This window comes from Pseudomonas xantholysinigenes, from assembly GCF_014268885.2.
Lineage (GTDB): Bacteria > Pseudomonadota > Gammaproteobacteria > Pseudomonadales > Pseudomonadaceae > Aquipseudomonas > Aquipseudomonas xantholysinigenes.
In genome coordinates this window covers 22848-44690 of sequence record NZ_CP077095.1, presented here as the reverse complement: position 1 = coordinate 44690, position 21843 = coordinate 22848, and the positions used below count along the sequence as shown (strand labels likewise).

Annotated in this window: 25 protein-coding genes; 12 read left to right on the top strand and 13 right to left on the bottom strand. The window is 64.1% G+C overall.

The features are described from left to right. Positions 1-3 precede the first annotated feature (3 nt). Both HU772_RS00215 and HU772_RS00210 read right to left on the bottom strand, forming a co-directional pair. Complete coding sequence (locus HU772_RS00215) at positions 4-225, bottom strand: DUF1161 domain-containing protein (protein ID WP_186652794.1); 222 nt, start codon at positions 223-225, stop codon at positions 4-6. A 102-nt stretch (positions 226-327) separates the two neighbouring features. Next, on the bottom strand, positions 328-543 hold the full coding sequence (locus HU772_RS00210; RefSeq protein ID WP_011531496.1) for a dodecin: 216 nt from the start codon (positions 541-543) through the stop codon (positions 328-330). A 151-nt stretch (positions 544-694) separates the two neighbouring features. On the opposite strand from HU772_RS00210, the gene HU772_RS00205 reads away from it, so the two are divergent. After that, positions 695-1018, top strand: a complete 324-nt coding sequence (locus HU772_RS00205) for an ElaB/YgaM/YqjD family protein (RefSeq protein WP_186652797.1) — start codon at positions 695-697, stop codon at positions 1016-1018. On the opposite strand, the gene HU772_RS00200 is transcribed toward HU772_RS00205, so the two are convergent. Further along, complete coding sequence (locus HU772_RS00200) at positions 1015-1911, bottom strand: LysR family transcriptional regulator (protein ID WP_186652799.1); 897 nt, start codon at positions 1909-1911, stop codon at positions 1015-1017. The genes HU772_RS00205 and HU772_RS00200 overlap by 4 nt on opposite strands. A gap of 214 nt (positions 1912-2125) precedes the next feature. On the opposite strand from HU772_RS00200, the gene trpB reads away from it, so the two are divergent. Together trpB and trpA are read left to right on the top strand one after the other, a co-directional pair. Continuing rightward, positions 2126-3343: a tryptophan synthase subunit beta gene (trpB, locus tag HU772_RS00195; RefSeq protein WP_186652801.1), complete on the top strand. Its 1218-nt coding sequence runs from the start codon at positions 2126-2128 to the stop codon at positions 3341-3343. Further along, the gene (trpA, locus tag HU772_RS00190) at positions 3340-4149 is read left to right on the top strand and encodes a tryptophan synthase subunit alpha (RefSeq protein WP_186652803.1); all 810 of its coding nucleotides are present in this window, start codon (positions 3340-3342) and stop codon (positions 4147-4149) included. Before trpB ends, trpA begins: the two co-directional genes overlap by 4 nt. A 102-nt stretch (positions 4150-4251) precedes the next feature. On the opposite strand, the gene HU772_RS00185 is transcribed toward trpA, so the two are convergent. Continuing rightward, the gene (locus HU772_RS00185; protein WP_186652805.1) at positions 4252-4584 is read right to left on the bottom strand and encodes a DOPA 4,5-dioxygenase family protein; all 333 of its coding nucleotides are present in this window, start codon (positions 4582-4584) and stop codon (positions 4252-4254) included. A gap of 176 nt (positions 4585-4760) precedes the next feature. Beyond that, positions 4761-5660, bottom strand: coding sequence for a choline sulfate utilization transcriptional regulator (locus HU772_RS00180; RefSeq protein ID WP_186652806.1), 900 nt, complete (start codon positions 5658-5660; stop codon positions 4761-4763). A 109-nt stretch (positions 5661-5769) separates the two neighbouring features. Between HU772_RS00180 and betC the strand changes: the two genes are divergently transcribed. The 3 genes from betC to HU772_RS00165 all read left to right on the top strand — a co-directional run bounded on the left by betC (position 5770) and on the right by HU772_RS00165 (position 9932). After that, positions 5770-7287 (top strand): choline-sulfatase, encoded by a 1518-nt coding sequence (gene betC / locus HU772_RS00175; protein WP_186652808.1) that lies wholly within the window; start codon positions 5770-5772, stop codon positions 7285-7287. Positions 7288-7301: 14 nt separating this feature from the next. After that, the gene (gene choX / locus HU772_RS00170) at positions 7302-8225 is read left to right on the top strand and encodes a choline ABC transporter substrate-binding protein (protein ID WP_186652815.1); all 924 of its coding nucleotides are present in this window, start codon (positions 7302-7304) and stop codon (positions 8223-8225) included. A gap of 141 nt (positions 8226-8366) precedes the next feature. Next, positions 8367-9932 (top strand): SulP family inorganic anion transporter, encoded by a 1566-nt coding sequence (locus tag HU772_RS00165; protein ID WP_186652817.1) that lies wholly within the window; start codon positions 8367-8369, stop codon positions 9930-9932. 124 nt (positions 9933-10056) lie between these two features. On the opposite strand, the gene aroE is transcribed toward HU772_RS00165, so the two are convergent. After that, positions 10057-10881, bottom strand: a complete 825-nt coding sequence (gene aroE, locus HU772_RS00160) for a shikimate dehydrogenase (protein WP_096049038.1) — start codon at positions 10879-10881, stop codon at positions 10057-10059. A gap of 25 nt (positions 10882-10906) precedes the next feature. After that, positions 10907-11818 carry an oxygen-dependent coproporphyrinogen oxidase gene (hemF, locus tag HU772_RS00155; protein ID WP_186652818.1) on the bottom strand — a complete coding sequence of 304 codons (912 nt, stop codon included), beginning with the start codon at positions 11816-11818 and terminating at the stop codon, positions 10907-10909. Positions 11819-11950: 132 nt separating this feature from the next. Between hemF and HU772_RS00150 the strand changes: the two genes are divergently transcribed. After that, positions 11951-12928 (top strand): NADPH:quinone reductase, encoded by a 978-nt coding sequence (locus tag HU772_RS00150; RefSeq protein WP_186652820.1) that lies wholly within the window; start codon positions 11951-11953, stop codon positions 12926-12928. A gap of 66 nt (positions 12929-12994) precedes the next feature. Here HU772_RS00150 and HU772_RS00145 read toward each other — a convergent pair whose 3' ends face one another. From HU772_RS00145 to dprA, 6 genes are all read right to left on the bottom strand, one after another. Continuing rightward, the gene (locus HU772_RS00145) at positions 12995-13300 is read right to left on the bottom strand and encodes a Txe/YoeB family addiction module toxin (protein ID WP_186652822.1); all 306 of its coding nucleotides are present in this window, start codon (positions 13298-13300) and stop codon (positions 12995-12997) included. Beyond that, complete coding sequence (locus HU772_RS00140; protein ID WP_046853585.1) at positions 13266-13550, bottom strand: type II toxin-antitoxin system Phd/YefM family antitoxin; 285 nt, start codon at positions 13548-13550, stop codon at positions 13266-13268. The genes HU772_RS00145 and HU772_RS00140 overlap by 35 nt, the downstream gene beginning before the upstream one ends. A 263-nt stretch (positions 13551-13813) precedes the next feature. Continuing rightward, positions 13814-14125: a hypothetical protein gene (locus HU772_RS00135; protein ID WP_186652824.1), complete on the bottom strand. Its 312-nt coding sequence runs from the start codon at positions 14123-14125 to the stop codon at positions 13814-13816. A gap of 429 nt (positions 14126-14554) precedes the next feature. Then, positions 14555-15076, bottom strand: a complete 522-nt coding sequence (locus HU772_RS00130) for a hypothetical protein (RefSeq protein ID WP_225923174.1) — start codon at positions 15074-15076, stop codon at positions 14555-14557. A gap of 196 nt (positions 15077-15272) precedes the next feature. Next, positions 15273-15830, bottom strand: coding sequence for an L-threonylcarbamoyladenylate synthase type 1 TsaC (gene tsaC, locus HU772_RS00125; protein WP_028690052.1), 558 nt, complete (start codon positions 15828-15830; stop codon positions 15273-15275). Between the two features lie 38 nt (positions 15831-15868). Continuing rightward, positions 15869-16966 (bottom strand): DNA-processing protein DprA, encoded by a 1098-nt coding sequence (gene dprA / locus HU772_RS00120; protein WP_186652832.1) that lies wholly within the window; start codon positions 16964-16966, stop codon positions 15869-15871. A gap of 208 nt (positions 16967-17174) precedes the next feature. On the opposite strand from dprA, the gene def reads away from it, so the two are divergent. From def to HU772_RS00095, 5 genes are all read left to right on the top strand, one after another. Beyond that, positions 17175-17681: a peptide deformylase gene (gene def / locus HU772_RS00115; protein ID WP_028690050.1), complete on the top strand. Its 507-nt coding sequence runs from the start codon at positions 17175-17177 to the stop codon at positions 17679-17681. Between the two features lie 62 nt (positions 17682-17743). After that, entirely contained in the window at positions 17744-18676 is a 933-nt protein-coding gene (gene fmt / locus HU772_RS00110) for a methionyl-tRNA formyltransferase (RefSeq protein ID WP_186652834.1), read from the top strand. Further along, entirely contained in the window at positions 18673-19983 is a 1311-nt protein-coding gene (gene rsmB, locus HU772_RS00105) for a 16S rRNA (cytosine(967)-C(5))-methyltransferase RsmB (RefSeq protein WP_186652836.1), read from the top strand. Before fmt ends, rsmB begins: the two co-directional genes overlap by 4 nt. Before the next feature lie 24 nt (positions 19984-20007). After that, positions 20008-21381, top strand: a complete 1374-nt coding sequence (gene trkA, locus HU772_RS00100) for a Trk system potassium transporter TrkA (RefSeq protein ID WP_186652838.1) — start codon at positions 20008-20010, stop codon at positions 21379-21381. A 120-nt stretch (positions 21382-21501) separates the two neighbouring features. Then, positions 21502-21810, top strand: coding sequence for a tetratricopeptide repeat protein (locus HU772_RS00095; RefSeq protein WP_186652840.1), 309 nt, complete (start codon positions 21502-21504; stop codon positions 21808-21810). The last annotated feature ends 33 nt before the right edge of the window (positions 21811-21843 follow it).

Below are 21843 nucleotides of genomic sequence, written 5' to 3'. Positions count from 1 at the left end.
GCATCAGCCACGCCGGTAGACAATCTCCTTGGTCCCACCCTCGCAGGTGCCGACCACCTTGCCCGCCGGCTCGCCCTTGTTGACGATCTCCAGCGTATAGCCCTTCACCCCCTTGGCATCCAGCTTGGCGGCAATCTCCGCCTTGAGCTCCTCGCACGGCTTGCCCGCCGCCAGCGCGCCACCGGCCAACGCCATCAACCCCACGGCCAGAATCAACTTCTTCATCGATCGCTTTCCTTGTACAGATCAAAGACGAAAAGGGCGCGAAGCCCGCGCCCTGGAAACTTATTACCCGATCAGGCCAGACAAGCCTAGCCCTGCTTCATTTCAGCTGTTGGCGATACGGAAGCCGACCTTCAGCGTCACCTGGAAATGCGCGGCCTTGTTGTCGCGGATATGCCCACGGGTATCGACCACCTCGAACCATTCCAGGTGCTTGATGCTCTTGCCGGCCTCGGCCAGGGCGTTGTTGATCGCTTCTTCGATGCTGGTGGGGGACGATCCGACCAGCTCGATTTTCTTGTAGGTGTGATGATCCGACATGAGCGCTCTCCTCGGTTGGGTAGTCCGTTGAGCCTAGCAGCGCAGGCCCGGTTTACCTGCGAGCGATCGCCGCAGGGCAAAGTTCGATCGCACTTTCGCCGGGTGGCGCAGTCGCAACCAGTACAGCCCACCACCGCGAAGGAGAGTCACCATGGCCCACAACTCGCTGCGCAAAGCGTCGCTGGAAAGCATGGAAGCCGAGATCGAGAGCCTGCTCAAGGCCCTGGAACACCTCAAGCACGATGCCTCGGAAGAGTCCCACAAGACCATGAAGGCGCTGCGCGGCAATGCCGAGAACGCCCTCAAGCACTCGCGCAGCCTGCTCAGCGATGCCTATGACGAGGTCAAGGCCCGTACCCGCCAGACCAGCATCGCCACTCGCGACTATGCACAGGAACATCCCTGGACCACCGCCGGCGTGGCGGTGGGCGCCCTCGGCCTGCTGGCGGCCTACCTGATGTGCCGGCGCAACTAGAGCGCCTGCTGTTGCAGTTCCTGGCGCAGCCATTGCGCCAGTTGCTCGGCGCGCCCGTCCGCGGCGCGCCGGGGCACCCACAAGGCCAATGCGGCATGGGTGGGGGAAAAGCCCCAAGGTGCTGCCAGCCGTCCGGCCTTCAGGTCATCCGCCACCAGCGGTTGTGGCGCGATGGCGACGCCAAGACCAGCCACCGCCGCTTCGAGCAGATAGTACAAATGCTCGAATGCCTGGCCGTAACTCAGTGCGCCGGGCTCGATGCCATGCTGCTGCGCCCAGGTCGGCCAAGCCTGTGGCCGCGAGGTGGTATGGAGCACTGCCTCTCGTTGCAAAGCCACGGCTGGCGCGGCTTTCAAGCGATCGAAGCCTTCGAAGTGCGGGCTCAGCACCGGGCCAATTCGCTCTTCGGCGAGTACATGCACCTGCATGTCCGCCGGCCATGGGGATTCGGCATAGACCAGCAAGGCATCCAGCCCCGGGCGACGTGGATCGAGGTCACCTTCGCCGGCGGACAGGTGCAGGCGCAATTCTGGCAAATCGGCCTTCAACCGCCCCAGGCGCGGGATGAACCAGCGCGCCAGCAAGCTGCCTGAGCAGCCAAGCACGAAGGGCGCTTCGTCGGCATCGCGGGACAGCTCGGCGCAGACGCTGCGCAAGCGGTCGAACGCCTCGGAGCTGGCATCGCGCAGACGCATCCCGGCATCTGTGAGTTTGACGCCACGCCCGTCCTTGGCGAACAAGACCACGCCCAGATGCTCCTCGAGCACCTTGATCTGCCGGCTGACGGCGCCATGGGTGACGTGAAGCACCTCGGCCGCCTGGCTGACGCTGTTCAGCCTGGCGGTCGCCTCGAAGGCCCGCAGGGCGTTGAGAGGGGGAAGGTCCTGGGCCATTTTACTTGTGAGTTTTCCTGACAGGTTTGCGCAATCTTATCGGTTTTCAGCCGGGCATGTCGTGGGTAGAGTAAAGCCCATCGACCGGTGTCGGCCTCTTCGCGGGCAAGCCCGCTCCCACAGATGCCAAACGCCACACGGTACCTGTGGGAGCGGGTTTACCCGCGAAGAAGCCAACACGATCCCAACCTCTACACCGCCTATGGAGCGCCCCATGACCCAGACCCAATACCGCGCCGGCCCCGATGCCAACGGCCTGTTCGGCGCGTTCGGCGGCCGCTACGTGGCCGAAACCCTGATGCCCCTGGTGCTGGACCTTGCCCGCGAATACGAAGCCGCCAAGGCCGACCCCAAGTTCCTCGAAGAACTCGCCTACTTCCAGCGCGACTACATCGGCCGCCCCAACCCGCTGTATTTCGCCGAGCGCCTGACCGAGCACTGCGGCGGCGCGAAGATCTTCTTCAAACGCGAAGAGCTCAACCACACCGGCGCGCACAAGGTGAACAACTGCATCGGCCAGGTGCTGCTGGCCAAGCGCATGGGCAAGAAACGCCTGATCGCCGAGACCGGCGCCGGCATGCACGGCGTGGCCACCGCCACCGTCGCCGCCCGTTTCGGCCTGCCTTGCGTGATCTACATGGGCGCCACCGACATCGAGCGCCAGCAGGCCAACGTGTTCCGCATGAAGCTGCTGGGCGCCGAGATCGTCCCGGTGACCGCCGGCACCGGCACCCTCAAGGACGCCATGAACGAAGCCCTGCGCGACTGGGTCACCAACGTCGACGACACCTTCTACCTGATCGGCACCGTGGCAGGTCCCCACCCGTACCCGGCCATGGTCCGCGACTTCCAGTCGATCATCGGCAAGGAAACCCGCGCCCAGTTGCAAGAAAAGGAAGGGCGCCTGCCCGACAGCCTGATCGCCTGCGTCGGTGGCGGCTCCAACGCCATGGGCCTGTTCCACGACTTCCTCGATGATGCCAGCGTGCAGATCATCGGCGTCGAAGCCGGCGGCCACGGCGTGCACACCGACAAGCACGCGGCCAGCCTCAACGGCGGCGTGCCGGGCGTGCTGCACGGCAACCGCACCTACCTGCTGCAGGACGACGACGGCCAGATCACCGACGCCCACTCGATTTCCGCAGGCCTCGACTACCCCGGCATCGGACCGGAGCACGCCTACCTGCACGAAGTGAAGCGCGTGGAGTACGTCAGTATCACCGACGACGAAGCCCTGGACGCCTTCCACGCCACCTGCCGCCTGGAAGGCATCATCCCGGCGCTGGAAAGCTCCCACGCCCTGGCCGAGGCGATCAAGCGCGCGCCGAAGCTGCCCAAGGACCACCTGATGGTGATCTGCCTGTCCGGTCGCGGCGACAAGGACATGCAAACCGTGATGAACCACATGGCCGCCCAGGAGAAACAGGCATGAGCCGTCTCGAACAACGCTTCGCCGAACTGAAGGCCGAAGGCCGCTCGGCACTGGTCACTTTCGTCACCGCTGGCGACCCGGGCTATGACGCCTCGTTGCAGATCCTCAAGGGCCTGCCGGCCGCCGGTGCCGACGTGATCGAACTGGGCATGCCGTTCACCGACCCGATGGCCGACGGCGTGGCCATCCAGCTCGCCACCCTGCGCGCCCTGGAAGCCGGCCAGACCCTGGCCAAGACCCTGCGGATGGTTCGCGAATTCCGTGTGGATAACCAGACCACGCCGATCGTGCTGATGGGTTACTACAACCCTATCCACCGTTTCGGCGTGGCGCAGTTCGTCGCCGAGGCGAAAGAGGCGGGCGTCGACGGCCTGATCATCGTCGACCTGCCACCGGAGCATGACGCCGAGCTGGCCACTCCGGCCCAGGCCGCAGGCATCGACTTCATCCGCCTGACCACCCCGACCACCGACGATGCGCGCCTGCCGCGCGTGCTGGAGCGCAGCTCCGGGTTCGTCTACTACGTGTCGGTGGCGGGTGTGACCGGTGCGGGTTCGGCGACTACCGAACATGTGACCGAAGCCATTGCGCGCCTGCGTCGGCATACCGATCTGCCGATCAGCGTTGGCTTTGGTATCCGCACGCCTGAACAGGCCGCAGCTATCGCCCGTCTGGCCGATGGCGTGGTGGTCGGTTCGGCGCTGGTCGACAAGATCGCCCAGGCCAAGGATGCCGGCCAGGCGGTGCAGGATGTGCTGAGCCTGTGCTCGGCGTTGGCTGAGGGTGTGCGCGCCGCTAGATCCTGATCCGCGTCGCCTGATTCGCGGGTAAACCCGCTCCCACAGGATAGGGTGTGATCCTGTGGGAGCGGGTTTACCCGCGAAGAGGCCCACACAAACAACACCGACCTACTCTTTGAAAATCGACAGGTCCAACGGCCTGATCGCCCCCATCCAGATCGCATGATCGCGGTGGTCCGCCAGCTCGTCCCCGGTCTCCGGGTGCAGGAACACCACCAACCCCTTGCGATACAACGCCAGCCACGGCAGAACCACGCCGACCACTTCCGGCCCGAAGGCCAGCTGGCAGCTCCAGTCCGGGTGCGGCCCGACCGGTTTCTGGTGCATGCGCCCCATGGTCACGGGGAACAGGCGCGTCGCTTCCTCGCAAAGTTCGCGGGCCTGCTCCATGGTCGATGCGTCGTAGTACACGTGGGCGTGATAGCCCTTGATCCTTTGCACGGTGGCTCCTGATTGCGGTAATGCGAACATCTTGAAGTCTACGCCATCCCTGTAGGAGCAGCCTTGTGTCGCGAAAGGGGCGCGAAGCGGCCCCAGAATTTGCGTGATGATCACGATCGCCGGGGCTGCTGCGCAGCCCTTTCGCGACACAAGGCCGCTCCTACAGACAGCGCCGTTCATCGGCCACGCTCCTGCTCCAGCCAGTCTACGAACCGCTGTATCAGCGCCCCGCGCCGTTTGCGCGGCGGCAGCACCAGGTAATACCCGCGCTCCGACCGCAAACTGCCTTCCATGGGCCGACACAACAACCCTTGCTCGACCAGCCCATCGACCAGGTGTGCCCAGCCAATCGCCACACCTTGCCCGGCAATCGCAGCCTGTATCAGCAGCGTGTAGTTATCGAACCGCAGTTGCCCGGACGGAGGAGGGCTGTCCACACCAAGGCCACGAAACACCCCCGCCCAATCGAACCAGCGACTGGCCTGCTCGCCCTTCAGATGCAACAACGGCAATCGTTGCAAAGCCACGGCTGACAAGGGTTTGCCATGACTCAGCCGTGGGCTGCAAACGGGGAAGACTTCCTCGTCGAACAACCAGCGACTCTCGCCCTGATGGAAACGCCCATCACCAAACAGCACCGCCACATCGATGTCCGGACGCAACATCCCCTGGCTGCGCTCGCCGGTCACCAGGCTCACATCCACCTGTGGATAAGCCTCGTGGAAACGCTGCAGACGCGGCATCAACCAGAACGCGGCAAACGCGAAGTCAGTGGCCACCTGCAACACCTCGCGCTGACCACGCCCGCTGGCCAAGGCAACACCATCGTCCATGGCCTGAAGCCCTTGATGTGCCTGCTCGAACAGCAGCTGGCCCGCTTCGGTCAGCTCGATGCCCCGGTAGATACGGTCGAACAACCGCGTCCCCAGTTGCGCCTCCAGGCGCTTGACCTGCTGGCTTACCGCCGGCTGGGTTGTGCCCAGCTCAAGGGCCGCAGCCGTGAAGCTACGCAAGCGCGCGGCGGACTCGAACACGCGCAATGCGTCGAGAGACAGGTCGGCAAGGTGCTCAAACATAAGCGTGGCTAATCCCAGTCATTGCCCGACGTGGGCTTTACCCAACTTATCCACAGCACCATGCTGGATTGCAAGCGTTCACCATAACTCTCGACGATGGAAGGGCACCATGAAGCAACCCAACATCCTGTTCATCATGGCCGACCAGATGGCCGCGCCGCTGTTGCCGATCTACAGCCCGTCGCCGATCAAGATGCCCAACCTGGCGCGCCTCGCCGAGCAGGCCGTGGTGTTCGACTCCGCCTACTGCAACAGCCCGCTGTGCGCCCCCTCGCGCTTCACGCTGGTCAGCGGCCAGTTGCCCAGCCGCATCGGCGCCTACGACAACGCCGCCGACTTCCCCGCCGACATTCCGACCTACGCCCACTACCTGCGCCGCCTCGGCTATCGCACCGCGCTGTCGGGCAAGATGCATTTCTGCGGCCCGGACCAGCTGCACGGCTACGAAGAGCGCCTGACCAGCGACATCTACCCGGCCGACTACGGCTGGGCGGTGAACTGGGACGCGCCTGACGAGCGCCCGAGCTGGTACCACAACATGTCCTCGGTGTTGCAGGCCGGCCCCTGCGTGCGCACCAACCAGCTGGATTTCGACGAGGAGGTGGTGTTCAAGGCACGCCAGTACCTCTACGACCATGTGCGCGAAGACGATGGCCGGCCCTTCTGCCTGACCGTGTCGATGACCCACCCGCATGACCCGTACACCATCCCCAAACGCTACTGGGATCTCTACGAGGCTGTGGATATCCCGCTGCCCCGCGACGAGATCGCCCAGGACCAGCAAGACCCTCACTCGCAACGCCTGCTCAAGGTCTACGACCTGTGGGACAAGCCCCTACCCGTGGACAAGATCCGCGACGCCCGCCGCGCCTATTTCGGCGCCTGCAACTATATCGACGACAATATCGGCCTGCTTCTGCAGACCCTGGAAGATTGCGGCCTGGCCGACGACACCCTGATCGTCTTCTCCGGCGACCACGGCGACATGCTTGGCGAGCGCGGGCTCTGGTACAAGATGCACTGGTTCGAGATGTCGGCACGGGTACCGCTGCTGATCCACGCACCCAGGCACTTCAAACCTGCGCGCATCAGCGCCAGCGTTTCCACCTGCGACCTGCTGCCGACGCTTGTCGACCTGGCCGGCGGCACTGTGGATAAAGACCTGCACCTGGACGGCCGCTCACTGCTCGGCCACCTGCAAGGGCAGGACGGTCATGACGAGGTGATCGGCGAATACATGGCCGAAGGTACCGTCGGCCCGCTGATGATGATCCGCCGCGGCGCCTACAAGTTCGTGTACAGCGAGGACGACCCCTGTTTACTCTACGACCTGAGCCGCGACCCGCACGAGCGGGAGAACCTCACCGGCAGCCCGGACCACCAGGCGCTGCTGCAGGCATTTGTCGATGAAGCGAAGCAGCGCTGGGATATCCCCAGCCTGCGCCAGCAAGTGCTGGCCAGCCAGCGCCGCCGCCGCCTGGTGGCCGAGGCGCTGGCCATCGGCACGCTGAAAAGCTGGGACCACCAACCGCTGGTGGACGCCAGCCAACAGTACATGCGCAACCACATCGATCTCGACGACCTCGAGCGCAAGGCACGTTATCCACAGCCCGCACCCCTGGATTGAGAAGAGAGGCCGCCATGCAGAAGTTCTCCACCGCCGTGCTCGCCCTGGCCCTGAGCCTGGGCACGGCCCACGCCGCCGATGGCGACGCGCAATGCAGCACCGTGAAACTGGCCGACCCTGGCTGGAGCGATATCGCCAGCACCAACGCCGTCGCCCGCCTGCTCCTGGAAAGCCTGGGCTACCAGGTGAAGATCGACAGCCTGGCCGTGCCGATCATCTACGGTGGGCTGAAGGATGGCCGGGTGGATGCCTTCCTCGGCAACTGGATGCCGGCGCAGCAAGGCTTTCATGACAAGTTCATCGCCAATGGCGATGTACACCGGCTCGGGCGCAACCTCGAAGGCACGGAGTTCACCCTGGCGGTGCCCGACTACGTCTGGAATGCAGGCGTGAAGGATTTCGCCGACCTGCAGAAGAACGCCGACAAGTTCGACAAAAAGCTCTATGGCATTGGCTCTGGCGCGCCGGCCAACCTGTCGCTGAAAGAGATCATCGAAAAGAACGATTTCGAGCTTGGGCAGTGGAAACTGATCGAGTCCAGCGAGCAGGCAATGCTGGCCCAGGTGGATCGGGCGGTGAAGAAGCAGCAGTTCATCACCTTCCTGGGCTGGACCCCGCACCCGATGAACGTGAAGTTGAAGATGCATTACCTCACGGGGGGCGAAAAGTGGTTTGGCAGCAAAGGCGATGTGTACACGCTGACCCGCAAGGGATATCCACAGGCGTGTCCGAATGCAGCGAAGCTGTTGAGCAACCTGACGTTCACGTTGGACATGGAGAACAGCATCATGGCCGAGGTTGTGGATAAGAAGGTGAGCTTTGATGAGGCGGCCAGGGGGTGGGTGAAGGCTCATCCACAGGTGCTGGATGCCTGGCTCGCAGGGGTCACCACCAAAGCTGGCGGAGAATCCCAAGCGGCCGTAAAAGCTAAACTCTGACCCACTGAGCGACATATAACCCCTGTGGGAGCGGGTTCACCCGCGAACACCGGCACAGCCGGTGCCATGCACCGCGGTGTTTGCTTCGCGGGTAAACCCGCTCCCACAGGGCTGGTGAAATCTTCAGGAATACCTATTCCCATGCCCCGCCTGACCCGCCTGCTGCCCTTCCTCACCTGGCTTCCCCGTCAATCGGACCGCAGCCTGCGCCAGGACCTGCTGGTGGGCCTGAGCGGCGCCATCCTAGCCCTGCCGCAATCGATCGCCTACGCCCTGATCGCCGGCCTGCCCGCCGAATACGGCCTGTACGCCGCCATCGTGCCGGTGCTGGTGGCCTGCCTGTGGGGCTCGTCCTGGCACCTGATCTGCGGCCCTACCGCCGCCATCTCCATCGTCCTTTACGCCAGCATCAGCCCGCTGGCCTTGGCCGGCAGCGCCGATTACGTGACCTTGGTGCTGCTGCTGACCTTCCTCGGCGGCATCTTCCAACTCTTGCTCGGGCTGCTGCGCTTCGGCGCGCTGGTCAACTTCGTCTCCCATTCGGTGGTGCTGGGCTTCACCCTCGGCGCCGCCGTGGTCATTGCCCTGGGGCAGTTGCCCAACCTGCTGGGCCTGGATCTGCCGAGCCAGGCCACGGCTCTGAAGACCGTGCAGGAACTGGTCGGCCATGTTGGCGAGGTGGACATGCCATCGCTGGTTCTGGGGCTGAGCACCCTGGCGATTGGCGTGCTGGTGAAGCTGTGGCGCCCACACTGGCCGGGCCTGTTGATAAGTCTGCTGCTGGTGAGCCTGGCGGCCTGGCTGTTGCCCGGCGTGTTCGGCCATGTGCCGCGCGTGCCCGCTTTCGTCGGCCAGTTGCCACCGTTCAGCCCGCTGCCGTTACTCGATGTGGAACTGATCCTGCGCCTGCTGCCCAGTGCCGTGGCTGTCGGCATGCTCGGACTGGTCACCAGCCTGTCCATCGCCCGTTCGCTGTCCGCCCGTTCCGAGCAACTGATCGACGCCAACCAGGAGATCCGCGCCCAGGGCCTGTCGAACATCATCGGGGCATTGTTCTCCGGCTACCTGTCCTCCGGCTCCTTTACCCGCTCCGGGCTCAGCTATGACGCAGGTGCCCGCTCGCCGTTGGCCGGGGTGTTTTCGGCGTTGTGGGTGGCGCTGTTCGCGGTCGCTGGTGCCGGGCTGATCGCCCATCTGCCGATCCCGGCGATGGCGGGCAGCATCCTGCTGATCTGCTGGGGGCTGGTGGACCATCGCGGCATCCGGGCGCTGTTCCGGGTCAGCCGCTCGGAGTTCCTGGTGATGGCGCTGACGGCCGCCGCGACGCTGCTGCTCGAGCTACAGACGGCGATCTACGCCGGGGTGCTGGCGTCGCTGTTCTTCTACCTCAAGCGCACTTCGCGACCGAGGGTGCAGCAAAGCCGGGAAGGGGAGACGGATGTATTGCGGGTAGGTGGGTCGATCTTCTTTGGCGCCGCGCACTACCTGCAAGTGCGCTTGCAACGCTGCCAGGGGCCGCATGTGGTGATCGATGCGCGGCAGGTGAACTTCATCGACTATTCGGGTGTGGATATGTTGCACCGCGAGGCGCGGCGGTTGATGCGTAATGGCGGGAGCCTGACGTTGCAGCGGGCAAGGCCGCAGGTAATCGAGGAACTACAGAAGTTAGAGGGGGTTGAAGGATGTCCGGTCAAATTCCAGGAATGAGTTTCAGATCCTGGGGGCTGCTGCGCAGCCCTTTCGCGACACAAGGCCGCTCCTACAGGAAATCGCGGCCCCTTGTAGGAGCGGCCTTGTGTCGCGAAAGGGCCGCATAGCGGCCCCGGCAATCTCAAGCCCGAGCGAGTTGTCTGCGCAGCTCATCCAGCACCGGTCCAGTCTCCGGCCGCACCCCTCGCCAGATGAAGAACGCCTCGGCCGCCTGCTCGGCCAGCATCCCCAGCCCATCGAGCACCTTGGCCGCCCCCAGCTTGCTGGCCCACTGGCAGAACGGTGTCGGTTCCTTGCCATACATCATGTCGTAGCACACGGTACGCCCCGCCTCGACCAGGCTGTCGGCAATCGGCGGCAGCTCACCGGACAGACTCGCCGAAGTGGCGTTGATGATCACGTCCACCGGCTCCTGCAACCAGCTGAACCCACTGGCCACCACAGGCCCCAGCTCATCGAACTCCCGCGCCAGTTGTTCGGCTTTCTCGACGGTACGGTTGGCAATCACCAGCGATTGCGGGTTGTGCGCCAGGATCGGCTCCAGCACACCCCGAACAGCACCGCCAGCGCCAAGGATAAGGATGCGCTTGCCTGCCAGTGTCACCCCGGCATTCACCGTCAGGTCACGTACCAACCCGGCACCGTCAGTGTTGTCGCCTTGCAAGGTACCGTCGGCCAGCTTGGTCAGGGTGTTTACCGCGCCGGCACGTTGCGCACGCGGGGTGAGGCTGTCACACAGGCGATAAGCCTCTTCCTTGAATGGCACGGTGACGTTGGCGCCGCTGCCTTGCTTGAAGAAGCCTGTGGCGCAGTCACTGAACTCGTCCAACGGCGCCAGCAAGGTGGCGTACTCCAGATCCTGGCCGGTCTGGTCGGCGAACAGGCGGTGGATCAGCGGCGACTTGCTGTGGCCGATGGGGTTGCCGAATACGACGTACTGGTCCATTGCGGTTCCTCTGTTATCCACAGGCTTACTGGGCGAGCCAGTCGCGGTCCTGCAGGAAGTATTCGGTCAGGCGCGCTTCCTCGCTGCCCGGCTCGGCTTTCCAGTCATAGCCCCAGCGCACCTGCGGCGGCAGCGACATCAGGATCGACTCGGTGCGCCCGCCCGACTGCAGGCCGAACAGGGTGCCACGGTCGTAGACCAGGTTGAACTCGACGTAGCGGCCACGGCGGTATTCCTGGAATTCGCGCTGTTTGGCCGTGTACGGGGTGTCCTTGCGGCGCTGGACGATCGGCAAGTAGGCGTCGACATAGGCATCGCCGATCGCACGCATGAAGGCGAAGCTGGTGTCGAAATCCCACTCGTTCAGGTCGTCGAAGAACAGGCCGCCGATGCCGCGAGGCTCGCCACGGTGCTTGAGGTGGAAGTAGCGGTCGCACCAAGCCTTGTAGCGCGGGTAGACGTCGGCGCCGAAAGGCGCGCAGGCCTGCTCGGCGACGCGGTGCCAGTGCACGCAGTCTTCCTCATTGCCGTAGTACGGGGTCAGGTCGAAGCCACCGCCGAACCACCACACCGCCTCTTCGCCTTCCTTCTCGGCGATGAAGAACCGCACGTTGGCGTGGGAAGTCGGTACATGCGGGTTGTGCGGGTGGATCACCAGCGACACGCCCAGGGCCTCAAAACCACGGCCCGCCAGCTCCGGCCGGTGGGCACTGGCCGACGGCGGCAGGCCGGCGCCGAATACGTGGGAGAAGTTAACCCCGCCTTTCTCAATCACCTTGCCGTCACCGATCACTCGCGTGCGCCCGCCGCCACCGGCATCGCGCACCCAGGCATCCTCGACGAAACGGGCGCCGCCGTCTTCGGTTTCGAGGGCAGAGCAGATGCGGTCTTGCAGGTCGAGCAGGTAGGCTTTTACGGCCTCGGTGCGGCTGGTCATCGGGTCACCTGGAAGGAGCGGGAAAATTCGCCGCGTAGCATACCACCGGCCGACGCCGCGTCGCAGTTGACGGCGGTCAAGCAAAGGCGTCCGATAGAAGGCCTTTGCGACCCACGACGACAGGAGTGTGTGATGGCCAAGCGTATCCAGTTCAGCCAGCATGGCGGCCCGGAAGTTCTGCAACTGGTCGAGTTCGACCCGGCACCGCCCGGCCCGCAGCAGGTGCGGGTGCGCAACCATGCGATCGGCTTGAATTTCATCGACACCTATTTCCGCGGCGGGCTGTATGCACCGCCTGCGCTGCCTTCCGGGCTGGGTACCGAAGCGGCCGGCGTGGTCGAGGCGGTGGGCGAGGGGGTCAGCCGGATCAAGGTCGGCGACCGAGTGGCTTATGCCGGTGGGCCGCTGGGGGCCTACAGCGAGGTGCATACCCTGCCGGAGACCAACTTGGTGAAGCTGCCGGAGGCAATCAGCTTCGAACAGGCGGCGGCGGTGATGCTCAAGGGGCTGACCACGCAGTATTTGCTCAAGCAGACCTACGCCGTGCAGCCGGGGGACTTCGTGCTGTTCCATGCCGCCGCCGGTGGTGTGGGGTCGTTGGCTTGCCAGTGGGCCAAGGCACTGGGGGCGAAGCTGATCGGTACCGTGAGCTCTCCTGAGAAAGCCGAACGTGCCAAGGCGCTCGGGGCATGGGCGACCATCGACTACAGCCATGAAGACGTGGCCAAGCGTGTGCTGGAGCTGACAGACGGTCAGAAGTGCGCGGTGGTGTATGACGGCGTGGGGGCCGATACCTGGCTGACTTCGCTGGATTGCCTGAGGCCGCGGGGGTTGATGGTGAGCTTTGGCAATGCCTCTGGCGCGGTAACCGGGGTCAACTTGGGGATCCTGTCGCAGAAGGGGTCGTTGTATGTCACCCGGCCGACGCTGGGGAGCTACGCCAACAATGCCGAGAACACCCAGGCCATGGCCGATGACCTGTTCGCGATGATCGCCAGTGGCAAGCTGGTTGTGGATATCCAGCAGCGGTATCCGTTGAGCGAGGCGGCCAAGGCGCAGGCGGAGTTGTCGGCGCGGCGGACGGTTGGTTCGACTGTGCTTCTACCTTGAGGGCTCTATCGCGGGGCAAGTCGCAGCGGCGAACCGCCGCTGCGACTTGCCCCGCGATGCGATTTCTCAGTCGTAGTGGAACCGACATTGAAGTACAGTCAACCGGCCACCTTCATAGAAGTAGACCAGACGGTGCTCTCGGGTGATGCGACGAGACCAGAACCCCGAAAGATCGCCCTTGAGCGGCTCAGGTTTGCCAGTCCCTTTGAAGGGTGTACGGCAGCACTCGCGGATCAGCACATTGACCGTCTCGAAGATCGCCGAATCAGCTTCCCGCCAGTGGTGATAGTCTTCCCACCCCTCGGCAGTGAACGCAACGCTCACGGAATTCCGAGCCTCAGTCTTGTTGCGTTGCTTTGACTTCATGTTCATCAATGATCAGCTCTTGAGTAACTGGCTGACCCGACCGCAGCTGCTCGACTGATGAACGCAAGCGCCTTGCGTTGGCAGAAGACCCTAGCAAGTAAAGGGTCTCCTGCATGCCGTTGTAATCCTCCAGGGACAGCATGACCACCGGCTCGCCACGTTGGCGCGTGATGATCGCCGGCTCGTGGTCGCGGCATACGTCATCCATCGTTTGCTTCAGGTCGGCGCGAGCTTGGCTAAAAGTCAGTACATGCATTTGTCCAATCCTTCCCGGATTACAAAGGAGAGCTGAGCGAACATTGTACAAAGCTGTGTACAAATCTCAACGACCCGCCGTCGGCGTCTTCATCACTCGGGATGGAGTGCTGCGCAAAGCAAAGGGAGATTACCGGCCCAAACCTTCAGCGGGAACGTGATTGGATCGGTGTGACACGTAGGGTATTTCCCAGTTTCTATCCCATCGCGGGGCAAGTCGTAGCGGCGGTTAGCCGCTGCGATTTGCCCCGCGATTGCGTCAGTTCAGTCAGTGGGTTTCTTCGCCGCTGGCGCCGACTCGATGCCATCGAGCATCGCCTCCACCAATCCCTCCGCCATTTCCAGCGAATGCAGGCTCGACCAGTACATGCCACGCCCCTCGTCGCGCAGGTGATCGAGGGCCTTGATGCCGGTGTCGTAGGCACAGCGCAGGTAGAGCGCGACGTGTACCAGGGCATCGTGGGCTTCGATGTTGGGGTTTACGGTGAAGAGTGGAGGGTGGCCGGCGTCGCAGCGGCCGAAGGGGTGGGTAGAAGTCGAAGGCAGAGGTGGATCCGGAACGATTTTCTTCATCATGAGATCTCGTTTCAGGGCCGACACGCATTCGTTACCACACGAATGGGTGGCAGCTGCACACGGGGTGGTAAACCGGGAGAGATCTCAAAACCCGGCAGGCAAAAAGCCTCCCGCATGCAGCCGCCATTGACTGCCAAGATCTCTCCCTGCTCGGGTTACCACACCCGATCGCCAAGTTATTCGGCGACGGTCTGGAGCCTAGAGGCAGGCGTTCCCACTGAGAAGGTAATGGCAGTCGACAGACTGCGTAGGATATTTCTCTGAATTCGAAATGGGCAACCTTGAGAGGAAAAATCAGAAAGTCCTGAGGGTGCAGAGAATCCCTGTGGGAGCGACACGCGAGGGGTAGGGCCCCTCGCTTGACCGTGCCGGCTCTGAGGCGTAGCCTTTCTCCCTGAGGTTGTGCTGGTGCGCCGGTTGAGTTTCAAGTTATCCGGGCGAGCGCATCCTTACCCTTTGGCCGCTTAAGCGGCCATTATTTTTGGGCTTGTTTCTATCCCCTTTGGGCACGATGGAATAGAGCTCCGCCTTGGGCTTGCGGGCCGTCAGTTCAAAAATCGCCTCATCGTAGATTTCATTGCCATAGCCATCGATTCGGCCAATCGTGCTGCGAAGAGCAGTCATGTGCGTGGCCTTCTTCCAGATCGATGTCGCTGCCAGCGCTGCCTTGATTTGCAGAACCATGTCATCAATGGTGTATCCGTCGCGTATCACCCGGCTTCTGTAGGCATGACTGCCAATGAAGACGATGCCCGGATCCTCAAGCTGGGGTAAATCCTGCCCTGCTTTCTGCCTGTTGATCGCTTCGAACTGATCAGCGGTAAATCTGCCTATCTCCACCGCCCTGACCCGATGATTGGACGCTAGTTGCTCCAGATTCGCCCTTATCAGGTACTCGGCATTCTCGAATAGCGGCATTGTTCTAGATGCTCCCGCCGATTTGTGACGCACGGCGAGCAAGCTAGAGGTAGGGGTTCCTGTAGTGAAGGTGGCGGCTTAGGACGGGGGTAGTAGGACGTTTCCCAATTGGTTACTGGGGCCGCTTTGCGGCCCTTTCGCGGCACAAGGCCGCTCCTACAGGGGATCGCGATTGCCTGTGGGAGCGGCCTTGTGTCGCGAAACGAGGGCAAAGCCCTCGCCAGCGGCATCAGCCCGGGCGCACAACCTCACCGGTCGCCAGGTCGCGAATCAGGCTCGGGTTCTTCCGCCCACCCAAGGCTCCACCCAACACCATGTCCAGCTCGTTGTGGAAATACTGCTCCACCCGCAGTCGGCTCTTGGCCGCCGGCCGCCCGGCCGGGTTGCAGGAGGTGGAGATCAACGGCCCGACCAGCGCGCACAGCTCCCGCACCTGTGGATGATCGCTGACTCGCAGCGCCACGGTGTCGTGCTGCCCGGTCACCCACTCGGGCAGCAGGCCCTGGTGCGGCACCAGCCAGGTGTTCGGCCCCGGCCAGGTGGCGCTCATGCGATCGATCCAATCCTGGGGGAAATCCTCGAACAGAAAATCGAACTGGCGAATATTGTCGGCGACCAGGATCAGCCCTTTATCCACAGGCCGCGACTTGAGCGCCAGCAGGCGATACACCGCGTCCTCGTTCCACGGGTCGCAGCCCAGGCCCCAGACCGCTTCCGTCGGATAGGCGATCACCGCACCCGCCTTCACCTCACGCGCGGCTTGTTGCACACGCCAACTGCTCACCATTTCCGTCTCTCCGCATAAACGCCGTGTGCGCAGTGTACTTAGCCCGCACGGGCAAACCAACGCCCGGCTTCATTGCTCACCCGGCCCTCAAGTTCCAGCTCAGTGAGGCTTGCTAGCACCTGGGCCAACGGCAGGCCGCTGCTGTGGGCCAGGCCCTCGCTGGTCTGGGGTGCGGCGTGGAGCAGGGCGAGCAGGGGATGGGCGGCTTTATCCACAACTGCGGGCGGCAGGTTCTGCCAACCGCGCAGGCTGTCGAGGATCTGCTCCACGCTTTCCACCAGCAGGGCACCATCGCGGATCAGCTGGTGGCAGCCCTTGGCGCCGGGGTGATGAATGGACCCGGGAATCGCGTACACCTCCCGCCCCTGTTCGGCGGCAAGCCGTGCGGTGATCAACGAACCGCTGGCCAGGCTGGCCTCCACCACCAGCACGCCCAGCGACAAGCCGCTGATGATCCGGTTGCGGCGCGGGAAGTTGCCGGCCAGCGGCCCGGCATCCAGCGGGTACTCGGAAACCAGCGCGCTACCACTGTCGAGCATTGCCCGTGCCAGGTCACGGTGGCGCTGTGGATAAAGTTTTTGCAACCCCGTGCCGAGCACCCCGATGGTGTGCCCGCCGGCCTTCAAAGCGGCCCGATGAGCGGCACCATCGACGCCCAGCGCCAGCCCGCTGGTGATGGTGAAACCAGCCTGGGAAAGGCAACGGGAAAACGCGCCCGCCGTATCCAGCGCCGGAGGTGAAGCACGCCTGCTGCCCACGATCGCCAGTTGCGGTTGCTCGAGCAAATCAGGGTCACCCGCGACGAACAGCAGCGGTGGCGGATCGTCTATCTCGGCCAGCAGCGCCGGGTAGCCAGGCCCGTCCCACATCAGTAAATGCTGGCCCGGATGCTCTATCCAGCGCATTGCAGCCAATGCGCCGTCGCGCACTTGCGGGCTGCGCCGGGCGTCTATACTGGCTGCCTTCAGTCCCAACGCATGCCAGGCGCTGGCCGGTGCACTCAGCGCCGACGAGGCACTGCCGAACGCTTCGATGAGAGTATGGAAACGACGCAAGCCAATATCGGGAAGGCTATGAAGACGCAGCCGCGCCTCCAGTTCCGCAGGCGGACAAGGCGACGAACGGGATGGGTTCATGAGGAATCATCCTTGATCGACAGGGGGCCAATTACGTGGCACATCCTGTGGATAACTTTGTGAGTAACACTTTGAAAAGCTGTCCATGAAACGGCAGCTATCAAGCCCATAGAGACCCTAGCCAAGCTTCACAGGTGCCGAACGCCCCATTTCCCTTTATTATGTGTGCTCAGTTTTCAACCGACCGCACAGTGACTGCCTGACCGCCATGGCCATTTTGAACATTCTCGAATTCCCCGATCCGCGCCTGCGCACCATCGCCAAACCGGTGACGGAGTTCGACGACGCCCTGAGCCAGCTGATCGACGACATGTTCGAGACCATGTACGAGGCGCCCGGCATCGGCCTGGCCGCCACCCAGGTCAACGTGCACAAGCAGGTCGTGGTGATGGACCTGAGCGAAGACCGCAGCGAACCGCGCGTCTTCATCAACCCCACGGTCGAGGAACTGACCCACGACATGGGCCAGTACCAGGAAGGCTGCCTGTCGGTACCCGGCTTCTACGAGAACGTCGACCGCCCGCTGCGCGTGCGGGTCAAGGCCCAGGACCGCGACGGCAAGCCCTACGAGCTGGAATGCGAAGGCCTGCTGGCGGTGTGCGTGCAGCATGAGTTCGATCACCTCAACGGCAAGCTGTTCGTCGACTACCTGTCCCAGCTCAAACGCGACCGGATCAAGAAGAAGCTGGAAAAGCAGCACCGCCAGCAAGCCTGATCCCCACCTTCCAGAAGGCTTGCTCCGGCAAGCCTTTTTCTTTTTCAAGAAGCGAGAACTCCATGCGCATCGTCTTCGCAGGCACTCCAGAGTTTGCCGCCGAACACCTCAAGGCCCTGCTCGACAGCCCGTACGAGATCGTGGCCGTCTACACCCAGCCCGACCGCCCGGCCGGCCGTGGCCAGAAGCTCATGCCCACCGCGGTGAAGGCGCTGGCCGTGGCCCATGACATCCCGGTGTACCAGCCGCAGACGTTGCGCAACGCCGAGGCGCAAGCCGAACTCGCCGCGCTCAAGCCAGACCTGATGGTGGTGGTCGCCTACGGCCTGATCCTGCCGCAAGTGGTGCTGGATATTCCGCGCCTGGGTTGTATCAACAGCCATGCCTCCCTGCTGCCGCGCTGGCGCGGTGCGGCGCCGATCCAGCGCGCCGTGGAAGCCGGTGACGCCGAGAGCGGCGTGACCGTGATGCGCATGGAAGCGGGCCTGGATACTGGCCCGATGCTGCTCAAGGTGATCACCCCGATCAGCGCCGACGACACCGGCGGCACCCTGCACGACCGCCTCGCCGCCATGGGCCCCGGCGCCGTGGTGCAGGCCATTGCCGGCCTGGCCGATGGCACCCTGCAAGGTGAAGTTCAGGACGATGCTCTGGCCACTTATGCACACAAGCTGAACAAGGACGAGGCGCGCATCGACTGGAGCCGCCCGGCCGTGGAGCTGGAGCGCCTGATCCGTGCCTTCAACCCGTGGCCGGTGTGCCACAGCACCCTCGACGGCGAAAGCGTGAAAGTGCAGGCCGCTAACTTGTCCACAGGCAAGGGCGCCCCCGGCGAAATCCTCTCCGCCAGCAAGGACGGCCTGGTCGTCGCTTGCGGCGATGGCGCCCTGAGCCTCACCCGCCTGCAACTGCCCGGCGGCAAGGCCCTGGCCTTCAGCGACCTGTTCAACAGCCGCCGCGAGAAATTCGCCAGTGGCAAGGTGCTCGGCCAATGAACCCACGCCTGGCCGCCGCCCGCGCCCTTGCCGCCGTACTCAGCGGCAAGGCCTCGCTGAACAGCTCGCTGCCGGCGCAATTGGACAAGGTCGACGAGCGCGACCGTGGCCTCACTCAGGACCTGGCCTTCGGCACCGCCCGCTGGCAACCGCGCCTGGACCTGCTGGCCGCGCAACTGCTGCAGAAGCCGTTCAAGGCCGCCGACGCCGATGTGCAGGCGCTGCTGCTGGTCGGCCTGTACCAGCTGTTCTACACGCGCATCCCGGCCCACGCCGCCATCGGCGAGACCGTGGGTTGCGCCGACAAGCTCAAGAAGCCGTGGGCCAAGGGCCTGCTCAATGCCGTGCTGCGCCGCGCCCAGCGTGAAGGCGAGGAGCTGCTCGTCGGCATGGAACGCGACCCGGTAGTGCGTACTGCCCACCCACGCTGGCTGCAGAAGTCGCTGAAAGCCTTCTGGCCGGAACAATGGGAAGCCATCTGCGCCGCCAACAACGCCCACCCACCGATGATCCTGCGGGTCAATCGCCGCCATCACAGCCGCGACGCCTACCTGGCACTGCTGGCCGAGGCCGGCATCCAGGCCAGCGCCTGCCAGTACAGCCGTGACGGCATCGTCCTGGCCGAGGCCTGCGACGTGCGCGGCCTGCCGGGCTTCGCCGACGGCTGGGTGAGCGTGCAGGACGAAGCCGCGCAGTTGTCCGCCGACCTGCTGGAACTGGCTCCCGGCCAGCGCGTGCTCGACGCCTGCTGTGCCCCCGGCGGCAAGACCTGCCACCTGCTGGAAGCCGAGCCCGGCCTGGCCCACATGGTCGCCATCGACCTGGAAGCCAAGCGCCTGGCCCGTGTGCGCGAAAACCTCGACCGCCTCAAGCTCGACGCCGAGCTGATCGCCTGCGACGCCCGCGACACCGCCAGCTGGTGGGATGGCAAACCGTTCCAGCGCATCCTACTCGACGCGCCATGCTCGGCCACCGGCGTGATCCGCCGCCACCCAGACATCAAGCTGACCCGCCAGGCCGAGGACATTCCGGCCCTGGCCGCGCTGCAAGGCGAATTGCTCGACGCCCTGTGGCCGACGCTGGAGGTGGGCGGCATGCTGCTCTACGCCACCTGCTCAAGCCTGCCGACCGAGAACACCGAAGTGATCGATGCCTTCCTCGCCCGCACCCCTGGTGCCCGCGAGTTGGACCTGGCCACCGAAGCCGGCCTGCGCCAGCCCCACGGCCGCCAGTTGCTGGCCCAGGAAGGCGGCCATGACGGGTTCTATTACGCCAAACTGATCAAGATCGCCGCTTCGCGCGGGTAAGAACAAAAGGGTAGGGAGTAGCGGATGAAGATCATCATCCTCGGCGCAGGGCAAGTGGGCGGCACGCTGGCGGAGCACCTGGCCAGCGAAGCCAACGACATCACCGTGGTCGACACCGACAGCGAGCGCCTGCGCGACCTGGGCGACCGCCTGGACATCCGCACCGTGCAAGGCCGCGCCTCGCTGCCGACGGTGCTGCGCCAGGCCGGCGCCGACGACGCCGATATGCTGGTGGCGGTGACCAACAGCGACGAGACCAATATGGTCGCCTGCCAGGTCGCCTACTCGCTGTTCCACACCCCGACCAAGATCGCCCGGGTGCGCGAGTCGGCCTACCTCACCCGCGAAGAGTTGTTCGACAACGACCACATTCCCGTGGACGTGCTGATCAGCCCCGAACAGGTGGTGACCAACTACATCAAGCGCCTGATCGAACATCCAGGTTCATTGCAGGTGATCGACTTCGCCGAGGGCAAGGCCCAGCTGGTGGCGGTCCGCGCCTATTACGGCGGGCCGCTGGTGGGCCAGCAACTGCGCCAGATCCGCGCGCACATGCCCAACGTCGATACCCGCGTGGCGGCGATCTTCCGCCGCGACCGGCCGATCACCCCGCAGGGCGACACGGTGATCGAGGCCGACGACGAAGTGTTCTTCATTGCCGCGCGCAAGGACATCCGCGCGGTGATGGGCGAGCTGCGGCGCATCGACGAAACCAACAAGCGCGTGGTCATCGCCGGTGGCGGGCAGATCGGCGAGCGCCTGGCCGAGGCCATCGAGAGCCGCTACCAGGTGAAGATCATCGAGAAGAGCCCGGCGCGCTGCCGCCAGCTCTCCGACACTCTGGAGAGCACTGTGGTGCTGCAGGGCAGCGCCTCGGACAAGGACCTGATGCTCGAAGAGAACATCGCCGACGCCGATCTCTTCCTGGCCCTGACCAACGACGACGAGGCCAACATCATGTCGTCGCTGCTGGCCAAGCGCCTGGGGGCGCGCAAGGTGATGACCATCATCAACAACCCAGCCTACGTCGACCTGGTGCAGGGTGGTGAGATCGACATCGCCATCAGCCCGCAGTTGGCTACCATCGGCACCTTGCTGGCCCACGTGCGCCGCGGCGATATCGTCAGCGTGCACTCGCTGCGCCGTGGCGCGGCCGAAGCCATCGAGGCGGTGGCCCATGGCGATTCAAAATCGAGCAAGGTGGTGGGCAAGGCCATCGAGGACATCTCGTTGCCGCCGGGCACCACCATCGGCGCGATCATCCGCGACGAGGAGGTGCTGATCGCCCATGACGACACGGTGATCGAGTCGGGCGACCATGTGATCCTGTTCGTTGTGGATAAAAAGCATATTCGGGACGTGGAGAAGCTGTTCCACGTGGGCCTGAGTTTCTTCTAGTTCATTTCCCCCTGTGGGAGCGGGTTTACCCGCGAATGCGATTGTCGATCTACCGACGCATTCGCGGGTGAATCCGCTCCCACAGGCGCTCGCAACATCATGGATTCGGGAGAGAGACCTATGCGCGAATCGCTGGAGAAGATGCTGGCCAAGGGTGTGGATAACCCGCTGCTGAGGTTCGGGCTGGGCAAGGCCTGGCTGGATGAAGGCAATGGGGCTGAAGCGGCGCTGCACCTGGCGGCCTGTGTGCAGCAGGATCCGAAGTACTCGGCGGCGTGGAAGCTGCTGGGCAAGGCCTATCAGCTGCAGGGTGACCTGGCTGGGGCGCGCAAGGCCTGGGAGGAGGGGATCGAGGCGGCGCAGGCCCATGGGGACAAGCAGGCCGAGAAGGAGATGACGGTGTTTCTGAAGAAATTGAATAAGGTCTGAAATCGCCGGGGCTGCTTTGCAGCCCATCGCGAC

Bases quoted from the DNA above. Each gene is read 5' to 3' on its own strand.
- HU772_RS00215 (WP_186652794.1), bottom strand. From the start codon at position 225: ATGAAGAAGTTGATTCTGGCCGTGGGGTTGATGGCGTTGGCCGGTGGC.
- HU772_RS00210 (WP_011531496.1), bottom strand. From the start codon at position 543: ATGTCGGATCATCACACCTACAAGAAAATCGAGCTGGTCGGATCGTCC.
- HU772_RS00205 (WP_186652797.1), top strand. From the start codon at position 695: ATGGCCCACAACTCGCTGCGCAAAGCGTCGCTGGAAAGCATGGAAGCC.
- HU772_RS00200 (WP_186652799.1), bottom strand. From the start codon at position 1,911: ATGGCCCAGGACCTTCCCCCTCTCAACGCCCTGCGGGCCTTCGAGGCG.
- trpB (WP_186652801.1), top strand. From the start codon at position 2,126: ATGACCCAGACCCAATACCGCGCCGGCCCCGATGCCAACGGCCTGTTC.
- trpA (WP_186652803.1), top strand. From the start codon at position 3,340: ATGAGCCGTCTCGAACAACGCTTCGCCGAACTGAAGGCCGAAGGCCGC.
- HU772_RS00180 (WP_186652806.1), bottom strand. From the start codon at position 5,660: ATGTTTGAGCACCTTGCCGACCTGTCTCTCGACGCATTGCGCGTGTTC.
- betC (WP_186652808.1), top strand. From the start codon at position 5,770: ATGAAGCAACCCAACATCCTGTTCATCATGGCCGACCAGATGGCCGCG.
- choX (WP_186652815.1), top strand. From the start codon at position 7,302: ATGCAGAAGTTCTCCACCGCCGTGCTCGCCCTGGCCCTGAGCCTGGGC.
- HU772_RS00165 (WP_186652817.1), top strand. From the start codon at position 8,367: ATGCCCCGCCTGACCCGCCTGCTGCCCTTCCTCACCTGGCTTCCCCGT.
- aroE (WP_096049038.1), bottom strand. From the start codon at position 10,881: ATGGACCAGTACGTCGTATTCGGCAACCCCATCGGCCACAGCAAGTCG.
- hemF (WP_186652818.1), bottom strand. From the start codon at position 11,818: ATGACCAGCCGCACCGAGGCCGTAAAAGCCTACCTGCTCGACCTGCAA.
- HU772_RS00150 (WP_186652820.1), top strand. From the start codon at position 11,951: ATGGCCAAGCGTATCCAGTTCAGCCAGCATGGCGGCCCGGAAGTTCTG.
- HU772_RS00145 (WP_186652822.1), bottom strand. From the start codon at position 13,300: ATGAACATGAAGTCAAAGCAACGCAACAAGACTGAGGCTCGGAATTCC.
- HU772_RS00140 (WP_046853585.1), bottom strand. From the start codon at position 13,550: ATGCATGTACTGACTTTTAGCCAAGCTCGCGCCGACCTGAAGCAAACG.
- HU772_RS00135 (WP_186652824.1), bottom strand. From the start codon at position 14,125: ATGATGAAGAAAATCGTTCCGGATCCACCTCTGCCTTCGACTTCTACC.
- tsaC (WP_028690052.1), bottom strand. From the start codon at position 15,830: ATGGTGAGCAGTTGGCGTGTGCAACAAGCCGCGCGTGAGGTGAAGGCG.
- dprA (WP_186652832.1), bottom strand. From the start codon at position 16,966: ATGAACCCATCCCGTTCGTCGCCTTGTCCGCCTGCGGAACTGGAGGCG.
- def (WP_028690050.1), top strand. From the start codon at position 17,175: ATGGCCATTTTGAACATTCTCGAATTCCCCGATCCGCGCCTGCGCACC.
- fmt (WP_186652834.1), top strand. From the start codon at position 17,744: ATGCGCATCGTCTTCGCAGGCACTCCAGAGTTTGCCGCCGAACACCTC.
- rsmB (WP_186652836.1), top strand. From the start codon at position 18,673: ATGAACCCACGCCTGGCCGCCGCCCGCGCCCTTGCCGCCGTACTCAGC.
- trkA (WP_186652838.1), top strand. From the start codon at position 20,008: ATGAAGATCATCATCCTCGGCGCAGGGCAAGTGGGCGGCACGCTGGCG.
- HU772_RS00095 (WP_186652840.1), top strand. From the start codon at position 21,502: ATGCGCGAATCGCTGGAGAAGATGCTGGCCAAGGGTGTGGATAACCCG.